Origin of the sequence: Saccharopolyspora elongata (genome assembly GCF_004348985.1) — a bacterium.
Classification (GTDB): domain Bacteria; phylum Actinomycetota; class Actinomycetes; order Mycobacteriales; family Pseudonocardiaceae; genus Saccharopolyspora; species Saccharopolyspora elongata.
This window is the reverse complement of the sequence record NZ_SMKW01000048.1, coordinates 1-11172: the sequence shown is the minus strand read 5'-3', so window position 1 is coordinate 11172 and position 11172 is coordinate 1. Positions and strand designations below refer to the sequence as shown.

The 11172-nt window shown below is 67.2% G+C and carries 7 protein-coding genes; all 7 read right to left on the bottom strand.

Features of this window, described 5'->3' with window-relative positions; translation table 11 throughout:
- Window positions 1-1404, bottom strand: a complete 1404-nt coding sequence (gene eccD / locus E1288_RS29645) for a type VII secretion integral membrane protein EccD (protein ID WP_132490826.1) — start codon at window positions 1402-1404, stop codon at window positions 1-3.
- Window positions 1401-5447, bottom strand: a complete 4047-nt coding sequence (gene eccCa / locus E1288_RS29640) for a type VII secretion protein EccCa (RefSeq protein ID WP_235883878.1) — start codon at window positions 5445-5447, stop codon at window positions 1401-1403. The genes eccD and eccCa overlap by 4 nt, the downstream gene beginning before the upstream one ends.
- Window positions 5444-7840, bottom strand: a complete 2397-nt coding sequence (locus E1288_RS29635; protein ID WP_207954624.1) for a hypothetical protein — start codon at window positions 7838-7840, stop codon at window positions 5444-5446. The genes eccCa and E1288_RS29635 overlap by 4 nt, the downstream gene beginning before the upstream one ends.
- Window positions 7841-8269: 429 nt before the next feature.
- On the bottom strand, window positions 8270-8668 hold the full coding sequence (locus E1288_RS29630; protein WP_132490817.1) for a hypothetical protein: 399 nt from the start codon (window positions 8666-8668) through the stop codon (window positions 8270-8272).
- A 217-nt stretch (window positions 8669-8885) separates the two neighbouring features.
- The gene (locus E1288_RS29625; RefSeq protein WP_132490814.1) at window positions 8886-9161 is read right to left on the bottom strand and encodes a WXG100 family type VII secretion target; all 276 of its coding nucleotides are present in this window, start codon (window positions 9159-9161) and stop codon (window positions 8886-8888) included.
- Between the two features lie 75 nt (window positions 9162-9236).
- Window positions 9237-9557, bottom strand: a complete 321-nt coding sequence (locus tag E1288_RS29620) for a WXG100 family type VII secretion target (RefSeq protein WP_132490811.1) — start codon at window positions 9555-9557, stop codon at window positions 9237-9239.
- 671 nt (window positions 9558-10228) lie between these two features.
- Window positions 10229-10579, bottom strand: coding sequence for an HAD-IIIC family phosphatase (locus tag E1288_RS29615; protein WP_165968310.1), 351 nt, complete (start codon window positions 10577-10579; stop codon window positions 10229-10231).
- Between the last annotated feature and the right edge of the window lie 593 nt (window positions 10580-11172).

The following is an 11172-nucleotide window of genomic DNA, read 5'->3' as shown; positions in this document are numbered from 1 at the left end:
TCACCCGGCCAGGCCACGAGCCCAGGCGAAGACACCGAGCGCGTGCAACACGAACGGCACCAGCGCAAGACAGCCGAGGTTCTCCAGCACATCGGCCATGTGTGGCCAGATCGGCAGCACCCGGCGGTGAGCGGGCCGCAGCGCCGCCGCCACCAGCAGCAACGCGCCGAGCAACAGCACCAGCGTGCCGACCGCGCGCCAAACGTCGCTCAACCCGGCGAGCAGGCTGATCACCAAGAGCAGCACGCCCCAGGCGCCGACCAGCGCGAGGGACGTCCGCTGGCCGATGTTCAGAAACTCCCGTGACCGCAGCAGTATCACTGCCGCCAACAGGCCGGCGAGCGTGTAGTTGAGCCATTCGGGCCGCTGGACCAAATACCAGAAGGCGGGCACGAAGACGACCGAAGAGCCGATGGTGAGCACGCTGAGGTAGCGGTCGGCGTTGCCGGTCTGCTCGACCACCTGCGCTGCGGGCATCGGCTCGATGTCGATCTTCATTTCGTCGGCGGTGCGTGGCAGCTGCGGGCCGCGCAGCCGGGCGGCGCGCGTCGCCAGCTTTGGCCCGAACAACAACAGCAGGAAGAAAATGACCATCACGACAGTGGATGTCTGCAGTGCGGTCAGCTCCAAGCCGAGGTGCAGCCACATCGCGATCACGGCGCCGAAGCCGGTGAACGCTGTGCACCCGAAAGGCACTACCGGCAGATCCCGTGCGAGCAGGCGCTGCACCACGAGCAGCGCGCCCGACGTGACCCCCATCGACAGGCCACCGATCAGGACGGCGACCGGGGCCGTCCCCAGCGTGCCCGCCACACCCGCCGCGCCGATCGCGCCGGCGAGCCCGGCGAACACGCAGCCGGCGACACCGACGATCGCGGCGAGACCGCGGTCCGCGAGCGTCCGCGCGACCAGCACTGAGGCGACGCAGAGGACCAGGGCCAGCACACCGGCGGTGACCAAGGCGACGAGCGCGCTCGAGTTGCCGAACAGCGACACTGCGATCGCGGCGAACGCGACACCGGTCAGACTGAGAAACAGCTGGCGGTTGACCGCCTCGTTCCACCGATTGCCCTGGCGGTTGACCGCAGTCGCCATGCCCTCGGCGACATCGTCGAAATCCAGCTCGGGCAACGGGCTCTCGGCGCGGGACAGGTGAAACTGCTCGCCGTCGAGCCAATCGAGCGTCTCCGGCGTGCCGCCCAGGTCGAACGGCGCGTCGCCGAGGCGCTGCAACACCCAGGAGCCGTACTCCTCCTGGTCGCGCGGCCGGTCCTGGTCGCGCACGACGTGGCGCACGAGTGTCGGCAGGAGCACCGCCACAGTGGTCGAAACGGGCACTGCGAGGTCGGCCCGCCCGCTGGGACCGAGCACCGTGATGCGGCACAGTTCGGGGGTCGCGGTCACATGTCCTCGTTCCTCGAGAACGCTCCGCGGATCATCGCGTCCTCGTTCTGCGAGCTTTCCACCGGTACGAAGCCGGTCTGGATCAACTTCACGCCGCGGCGGGTCACCAGCTGGGCGCGGCCGGGTGTCAGGGTGCGGGGAGCGGCCTCACCGAGGAACTTGCCCTCCTCCTTGGGGTAGGAGAACAGCAGTGCCGGAGTGCCGAGCTCCCACAGCCGTCGCATGACCGGGTCCATCATGCCCCGCAACGCGTTTGCACTGCTGCGCGCGAGGATCAGGTGAAATCCGATGTGGACGCCCTGCGCCAGCAACGGCAGCAGCGTGTCCAGTGGCGTGCCCATTCCCATGCCGTTGGAGAACAGTTCGTAGTCGTCGACGACGACGAACAGCTGCGGCCCTTCCCACCAGTCGCGGCGGCGCAGGCGCTCTGAGGAGATGTCCACGCCGGGGACCCGCTTGTGCAGCGACACCGCCGCCTTGGTAGCGAGATCGGTCAGCGCGTCCGCGCCGACCACCTGGCCGATGCGGTACTCCTCCGGCACCATGCCGTCGAGGTCGCGGCGGGAGTCGGCGACCAGTATCTTCGCCTCGCCCGGCCGGTACGCAGCGACGATCGATCGCAGCACCAGCCGCAGCGCGTTGGTCTTGCCGGTCTGCGCGTCACCCATCATGAACAGGTGCGGCACCACGTTGAAGTCGTGCCACACCGGCTTGAGGCGCTGCTCGTCCTGGCCGAGGCAGATCCGCAGGTCGCCCTCGGGACGCGGCAAGTCGACCACCGGGAGCTTGGTCGGCAGCAACCGGACGCCAGGAGCGCTACGGCCCGGCCAGAACGTGCGGATCTCCTCGACGATCGACTTGGTCGCGGCAGCCAGGTCCTCGGTCTCCGACGAGCCGTCGAGCCGGGGCAGCGCAGCCAGAAAGTGGAAGCCAGAGCTGGTGAGACCGCGGCCCGGCTGATTCGGCACGGTGGCCGCCTTGCGGCTCTGCACCTCAGACTCCATTGTGTCGCCGAGCCGCAGCTCGAACCGGGTGCCGAGAACGTCCCGAAGCCACGGCCGGATCTCCGACCAGCGCGTCGACGACACCACGAGGTGGATGCCGAAGGAGAGGCCACGAGCGGCGATTTCGGTCAACTTCGTCTCGAGGTCGCCGAAGTCCTGGCGGAGGGTGAACCAGCCGTCGATGATCAGGAACACCTCACCGTGCGGGTCCTCGATCCTGCCCTCACGTCGCGCGACGCGGTAATCGGCCATGGACTCGAAGCCGTGCTCGGCGAATGCCGCCTCGCGCATCTCCAGGACCTGCACGACTTCTTCCAGCGTACGCACAACGCGGTCGCGCTCCATGCGGGTCGCGACAGAGCCCACGTGCGGCAGACCGCTGACGGACATGATGCCACCGCCGCCGAAATCCAGGCCGTAGAACTGAACCTCTTCCGGGGTGTGGGTCAGCGCGAGGCCGAGCATCAGAGTGCGCAACAGCGTCGACTTCCCAGTCATCGGGGCGCCGACGACACCGACATGGCCCTCCGCGCCAGACAGGTCGGCGATCAGCAGCTCGCGCATCTGCTCGTACGGCAGGTCGACGAGGCCGACGGGGACGCGCATGCGGCCACGCGCGACCGGGTCATCGACGATCATTCCGAGCTGAGGGTTCGGCAGGACGCTCGGCAGGAGCGAGTCGAGGCTTGGCGACGCCGCGAGCGGCGGCAGCCACACCTGGCGGGCGGCGGGTCCGGCTCCCTCGAGCCGTCCGATGAGGACCTCGGCGAGGCTCGGCGCGTCGTCGTTGGCGGATCCCTTGGACTTCTCCTCTTCTTCTTGCGGTTTTTCCTCCGCTTCCATGGCCTCGATCTGGCGCATCTCATGCATCCGGGGGTTCGGCTGGGTGTAGAAGGGGACGGCCTCGCCCGCCGCGATGTCTTCCTCGCTGATCGGCCCGTCCACGGGAGCGGTCGTCAGGCAGGGGCCGGAGACATAGGCGCCCTTGAAGCGGACCAGCGTCGAGGTGTCGATCTTGAGGTAACCGTTTCCGGGCCCGGAAGGCAGCTCGTAGGCATCTGCGACACCGATGACGCTGCGGGACTCCATCGAGGAGAACGTCCGCAGCGCGATGCGGTAGGACAGGTGGCCCTCGACCCGGTGGATCCGGCCCTCGTCGAGACGCTGCGACGCGAGCAGCAGGTGCACGCCCAGGCTTCGGCCGAGGCGGCCGATGCTGACGAACAGCTCCATGAACTGCGGCTTGGCGCTGAGCAGCTCGGAGAACTCGTCGACGATGACGAGCAGCGTCGGCAGCGGCCGGAGCTGGCCGCCGGTGGTGCGGGCCTTCTCGTACTCGAACAGCGAGGAGTAGCCGCTCTCTCGCAGGATCTCCTGACGTCGCGTCATCTCACCGTTGAGCGCGTCCTGCATGCGGTCGACCAGCGGCAGCTCATCGGCCAAGTTCGTGATCACCGCCGAGGTGTGCGGCAGCTTGTCCATGCCCAGGAAAGTCGCGCCACCCTTGAAGTCCACCAGGACGAAGTTGAGAATCTCCGAGGAGTGGGTGGCGGCGAGGCTGCACACCAGCGTGCGCAGCAGCTCGCTCTTGCCGGAACCGGTGGCGCCGATCAGCATGCCGTGCGGGCCCATACCGCCCTGTGCCGACTCCTTGAGGTCGAGCTCGACGACCTCGCCGTCCTCGGTGACGCCGATCGGCACCTGGAACCTGGTGCGCTGCGGGGCCTTGTGCCGCCACTGAGCATTGATGTCGAACGTGTGCACGTCGCGGATGCCCAGGAGCGTGGTCAGCTCGAAGTCGCTGTCAAAGGGGCGGTCGACGACGTCAACGGTTCCGCTGGTGCGCTTCGGCGCGAGCACCCGGGCCAGCGCATCCGCCTGCGGCACGCCGAGCGTGTCGCATTTGGCCGTTCCGGTCTCGTCCCCGACCGGATAGGTCACGTCACCGTCACGGCAGGTAAGCCGAAGCACCTTCGCACCACCGGGTAGAGCACCGGTGGCGTCGAGGAGAACGGTGTTGCGCAGACCTGGCCCGAACAGCGGCGAGTGCTCCGGGATGGTCGCGAGGTGGGCGACGACGACGATGAACGGCTCCGCCACACCGGGCAGCACGCCCTTGTCGTGATCACCGCGGTCGGTGACCTCGGAGCCGAGCAGCTCGATCAGCTCATCGTGGTCGCAGGTCAGCATCCGCAGCGGCCCGGCCCCGTCACGGGCCGTCGGATGCGCGGTATGCGGCAGCCACTTGACCCAGTCCCAGTCAGCCTGGTTCTGCGGTGCGGTGAGCACCGCGATCCGCAGCTCGTCCGGAGCGTGGAAGGTGACGAGCTGCCCGATCACCGCGCGCACCAGCCCGGCCGCGGCGTCCGGGTCGCCTTCGAATTCGACGCTGGTGAAGCTGCGCAGTCCCACCGAGATCGGGATGCCGGTCACCGTCCGGTAGGTCTCGCTGAACCGGCGCAGCGAGATCGCCGACAACGGCTCCAAGTCCTCGATCGGCTTGGTGGCCGGCGGCGTGAACTCCATCGCCGCCTGCTGGACGCCAAGCCCGATGCGCACTCGCGCGAAGTCGTCATGGCCGCCACGCCGCTCCCACAACCGGGGCCCGCTCGCCAGTGACCACAGCCACGTGGGGTCCGGGTGGTTCCAAGCGACGGCCACGCGCTGCTCGTCGCTGGTCTGCCTGGCACGCCGACGCAACTGCGAGATGTAACGCAGGTAATCCCGGCGCTCGGAGTTGAGCTTGCGCTTGCGGTCACCGGCGTTGCGCATCAGCTGGCTGATCGCCATGGTGACCATGCCGATCGCCATGGCACCGGACATGATGAAGATCAACGGTGAGCCGCCGCCAGACCCGATCGACGAGAAGACGAGGATCATGGCAATGGGACCCAACGCCATGGGCACGAACATCAGCACGGAGCTGTAGTCCCGCGTCGCCGGCTCCGGCATCACCGGAGGCTCCTCCAGCGCCTCCTCTCCCTCCGGCATCTCGGGGCCGGCGAGGCGAGGACCGCGCTTGACGGTGACCGTACTCACTCGATCACCCCCGGCCGCTTCGGCTCGGCCGTCGCCGCCCATGCCTTGTCGTCCTGCTTGAGCAGGTCAGCCGACGTGCGCTCCTTCTCCTCTTCCTCCTGGGTCTCTTCGGCCGCCTGCTGCACTTCCTCCAGCGCCCGCCTGGCCTGGGCCTCGTGGTCCTCCACATCCTCGGCACCGCCACACATGGGCTCGTCAGCCTGGAACTGGGCCGCCCGCGGCAGGAACTCCGCACCGTCGACGAACCGAGGCGCGGCCGCGACGTTGATGTCCGCCACCGGACGAGCGGCCGTGTGGTTGGAGGTGTGTTCCCAAGGCGTGATCTCGCGGAGTGCGAAGTCCGGGGTGTGCGGATCTCGCCCGTCCTCTTCCCGCGGCTGACCAGGCGGCCACGCGGCCCACGGCAGACCGCTGCCGCTGCCCGCTGCGACATCCCACGCGCCGAAATCCTCATCCTCGTCGGCGGGCCGCACCACCGCGACCCGCTCCTCCAGCGGAGCGACGACCTGCTGCTCGGCTGCGAGGAACACACCCCCGGCCGCGCCCTCCCGGTCGTCATCGCTGTCGACCGGTGCAGGCGGCTGCGTTCTTTCCCACGCCGCCGTCTCGGCCTCGGGCCGCACGCTGGTAGCTTCCGGTCGCACGGGACCGATGCCCGCGGCGGGCGGCGCAGGAGGAATTGGCGGCATCGCCGCCACAGCGGGGATGCCCGCGCCGTCGGCGTGCTCGACCGCCCATGCTTTCGGTTCCGAGGAAGGTCCATCCACTCCGGACAGATCGTTCAGACCGGGAGCGGGCACACCTTCCCATGCCGCACGCTCACCGCCGAGGAGACCCGGCGCGTCCGCGCGTTCCGCGACACCGTTGCCCGCACCGGCGGGTGGGGACATCGGCGGCACCATCGGCACGCCGGGCAGCGCCGGAGCGGTCAGGCCAAGCTCTGCGTCCCAGTCTTGCGGCTTGCCCTCCGGCACGTCCGCGAAACCTTCCGGCTCACCAAGACCAGGAACGTCAACGCCCTCCCACGGCTCCACCTCACCACCAAGCAAGCCCGACGCATCAGAACGCTCCGGCTGCCCGCCGCCCGCACCAGCCGGCGGAGACATCGGCGGCATCATCGGCATCCCCGGCACACCAGGCGAAGCTGTGCCGGTCGGCGACGAAGCCGACCAGTCTTGCGGCTTGCCTTCCGGCACGTCCGCGAAGCCTTCCGGCTCACCAAGACCGGGAACATCAACGCCCTCCCACGGCTCCACCTCACCACCAAGCAAGCCCGACGCATCAGAACGCTCCGGCTGCCCGCCGCCCGCACCGGCCGCCGGGGACATCGGCGGCATCATCGGCATGCCTCCGGGCATGCCGATGCCGCGCTGGTCGGGGGTTCCGATCGACTGCGTGCCCTCGCCCGCGGCCCAGTCGCCGGCGTCCGGCATCTCTGACATCGGCGGCGGCGCGGATGGCGTGAACGGCTCCATGCCCGGCTTTTCAAGCTCGGGCATACCCACGCCGGCCCCGTTTCCGGGCTTCTGCGACGACGGCGGTTTGATGCCGGAACCGCCGCCCAGCGACGGCGGCGAGAACGGCGGCACGAACGGCGGAATGGCGGGGCCGTTTCCGGGAGTACCGGGCGGCGGTTCGAACGCGGTCGGGTCAAACGCGGTCGGGTTGAGGGCACCGGGACCGTCGGGGCCGCCGACCGTGCCCGGGTCAAACTTGGTCGGGTCAAACGCGGTCGGGTTGAAAGCACCGGGGCCGTCGGGGCCGACCGTGCCCGGGTCAAACTTGGTCGGGTCAAACGCGGTCGCGTTGAAAGCACCGGGACCGTCGGGGCCGCCGACCGTGCCCGGGTCAAACTTGGTCGGGTCAAACGCGGTCGGGTTGAAAGCACCGGGACCGTCGGGGCCGCCGACCGTGCCCGGGTCGAACTCAGGCTGATCAAACTTTGGCGGATCAAACACGGGCGGAGTGAACTTAGGCAGCGGCACGGATACCGAGGGGAAGGGGTCCGGGGGCACCCCACCTGGACCGCCGGGCACGTCGTTGGGCGGGCCCGGGGTGGGCACGGACATCAGCGCGGTGTCGAACTTGGCCTCTTCGTACTTGGCTGCGAGGATCTTCAACACCCTGCGCATGTCCTGGGTCATCATCTCGACGATCTCAGGGAACTCGCTGACCCTAATCAGACCGTTGTCCATGAACACGTCCGCGCCCGTGTCGTTAGCGAGTTGAATCGCCTGTGTGGCATAGTGCGAGTCGATGTCGTTCACCATCTGCCGGGCCCAGTTGAGGTAGTCGCCCGCGGCCCACAACTGCTCCGGCACCGGGTTGATCACGGCCGGGCCACCGTTGATCTGCAGCGCGTGGTTCATGAAAGCCTTGGAGAACTGCTCCATCAGGCTGAGGAACGCCGTCGCAGCCCCGCCCTGCCACGGACCGCCATCACCCGCGAGAGCTCTCGCCTGGTCGAGGACGCTGCCGCCGACCGCGTAAAGGATCTCTTGCGCCGCACGGAAGCTCAGCGCGGCCTGCCACAGCGTCGTGGGGTTGGACGGCCCGTCGGTGGTGTCGATCTGCAGGTCATCGCCGACCGCAGCCGATCCCTTGATCGCAGCCTTGATCTCCTTCCACCCCCAGGTGTCGTAGTCCTCCGGTTTCACCGCCGATCCATCACCGGTCGCGATGACAGCACCGTCTTCGACCCTGAAGCCCGGCGGCGAACCAGCGGTGGGAGCTTCGTCACTCATATCTCGGAGCTTTCGTGTTGGGCGGGGACCGAGGCCCGACGGAGTTGATGCGGCGGCGGATCGAGGCGGAGACTGAGGTCAGCCGAGGCTGGTAGCGCCGCCGATGGCGGACGTCAGGTAGCCCTTGGCATTCTCGATGTGCTCACCAAGGTCCTGGCCGGTGGCGGCGTTGAGCTCTTCGGCGGTCGCGTACGCGGACGCGAGCCCGTCCAGTTCGTCGGCAGTGATGGTGATCGCCTGAATGGCCTTGCTGATGAAGTCCAGGGTGTTCGGCTGGATGGCCTCGCTTTTGTTGCTGCCGACCACCCTCTCCATCAGGTCGAAGGCGTGCCAGAAGCCGCCGGGGGCGAGCTTCACCTGCTCGATCTGCGTCTTGGCCGCGTTCAACGGGTCGAGCATCATCCGCAGGTTGTTCGCGAAAGTTCGCAGGGCTTCGGTGCTGACGCGGACACCGTTGGTCGAGCCCTCGCTGCTCAAGGACCGCATCGGCCATTCGAACTTGCCAGCGAAGTAGCCGTCCGAAGGGCCGCCCCACTTCGGAGCTGGCACCGCTGCGGGCTCCGAGAAGTAAGGCACGATCCAGGTACCGGACGAAGACTCGAATGCCATTTGAGTCGCTCCTTAGGTCAAACGTGGTTGCCAATGCACGAGTGGTGCCGCCGGCCCGCATGGCGTCCCGGTGGCACCATCGGGCTCACTTGACGCCGTAGCCGCCCCACGCGTTCATGCCGGTGTGCTCGACCTTGAGGTAGCCGCCCGTAATCTGGTCGAGGGCTACCTCTGCGGAGTTCAGGCTCTGTGGCATGCGCTGCGCGGCAGCGTCCCACTGGGCCTTCGCAACCATGTACTGGTCCTTGGCGCCGCCCTGCCAGTCCTGCAGGGTGGAGACGATCTGCTGGTGCATGTTCTCCAGCTCGGTCTGCAGGCGCCGGGTGACAGTGGCCATCTGGTCGCGAACCGAGTCGGCCATGCCGCGGTCAAAGGTATAAGTAGGCAAAGCAAAAGTCCTTTCAATCGCTCAGCTGAGGGGGCACGTCGCGCCAGGTCACAGACCCTGCAGTCCCGGACCGGTCGGGATGCCGGCGGCGACCTCGGCGTTGGCCTGCTCGCCGACCGTGATGGCCTGGCGGTTGCCGTTCATGATCTCGATCATTTCGCCGAGCTTGTTGACGATGAACTGGCAGTCGTCCATCCACGCCCTCATCGAGGAATCGAACGCCATGGACGCGTCACCGGTCCACGTCGACTTCAGCGCGGCTAGGCCGTCACCGACGCTCTGCACACCACCTTTGGCCACACTCTGGGTGTTGGCGAGGTGGCCCGCAGCCTGCTGCATTCCCGGGGTTGTAGTCGACACTCCGGCCATGGATATCTCCCTTGTAAACGAACTACTCGCGTCATCCTGCAAACGAATCTTGCGCAGGTAGAATCCCTTCGGAGGCAGTTCACCACAAACAACACTTCCGCACGACGCATTGGACGGTTATTTGCCCGTCCACACACCCGTCACAGCACTCGCACACGTGTCCGGCCAAGAGCGTCGCGCCTGCCACACTCCAGACGCCGATACCGCGAAAAGACATCTCGGTACCGCAGCTAGAGCCCGCTCTTGCTGCGGTACCCATACCGGTTAAACCTCACTGATCGGCTAGGGCAACCGAGCGTGTCCGACTGCGCTGGCCGACGGCGGCTGGGGAGGCCAAGACGTAGAAGCGTGACACCGGCACGAAGCGCCGGCAGCCATTTGGATCGGCAGGCCTGCATCAACATCGCCACGGTAGCGGCGAACTCGGCGTTTCGCGTTCGCCGCTACCGCTCGGCAGTCCAGATCGGTATCACCACCACCGCAGAGCGGCCGAAACCCTTGATGCGCACACACAACACACCCGCCCGTCGCCTGGCAGACCAGGCAACACGACTGCCCGCACTTCACCCAAGACCGGCGAATAACTCCAGACAACGACTGGCCCAACGCAACCCGTATGGAGCTCCGGCAGAAGTTCGGATCCCCGCAGTCATGCGCGTTCCAGATCTTCCTTACCCACGACCGCCAAACAGCGGCAACGTGAGCGCTAGGACCTCCGGACACGCCGCCCTGACTTCGGCGATCTCCACAGGGTTGTCCTCCCAGCTCACCGCCTGGGCGGCGATGTGCTCGGGGCGTAGCGGCATGTCTGTGCGCGTTGCGAAAACCTCGGCCACCGTGTCGGGGTCGTTCTTGCTCGCCAGGCAGAGCAGAATGCCCTTGGCTCGTAGGTCGACGGCCCACTGCTGCAGTCGGATATTCGCTGGAGTGAGAGTGATGCCGTCAGAGCCATCCTCACCGGCCGTGCCTTGCCACAGGGTGTTGTCGCAGTCCAGGACGAGAATCTTGAACGGTGTCGTCACTAGGTTATGCACGGAGCGGGCAAGCCCGGTCGCCAGTGCGGCATAGCCCTACCACCCGAGGACGAGCGGGGAGGGATGTTGGTCTATCACCGGGAGTCAAGCACGTCACCTTCCTTTTCCTCACCATGACGAACCAGACTCCCGAAAGGCAGATCACTCACCCGAGCACGTCCTACTTGGAAGGTTTCTTGCAGTCGACAAAGATGGTGCTTGCTGTCGTATTTGCCGCCTTCGGCAGGCTACCTGTCGACACGTGCCGCGCTACCCAGCGTTCCACGGCTCAGGCCCAGTTCAAAGGTAGGCTGATCGTCGAATACCCAGAGGCGCACACCGACTCCCCCTCTGAGACGGTACGCCCCCTCCCAGTTGCCCACAGGTTTCAAGCATCGCTCCGTCGTACGGCGAGGCGCAGCGTTGCGAGAGTCCCAGTGCGGTCGGCTGCGAAAGATAGCAGGAGGCCTTTTGAGCAGACTTACTGGCCTCCATCCGGACCGCGTCCAAATTCATCGAATCAACCGGGCCCGCGACGGACATCCCGGCCACAATCCGCCTATCCGCCCCGAAGATCGGAACCGCAACCTCAGCTTCGTCAC

Excerpts from the sequence above, each read along its gene's own strand:
- E1288_RS29635 (WP_207954624.1), bottom strand. The coding sequence starts at position 7,840 with ATGGAGCAGTTCTCCAAGGCTTTCATGAACCACGCGCTGCAGATCAAC.
- E1288_RS29625 (WP_132490814.1), bottom strand. The coding sequence starts at position 9,161 with ATGGCCGACTCGGTTCGCGACCAGATGGCCACTGTCACCCGGCGCCTG.
- E1288_RS29620 (WP_132490811.1), bottom strand. The coding sequence starts at position 9,557 with ATGGCCGGAGTGTCGACTACAACCCCGGGAATGCAGCAGGCTGCGGGC.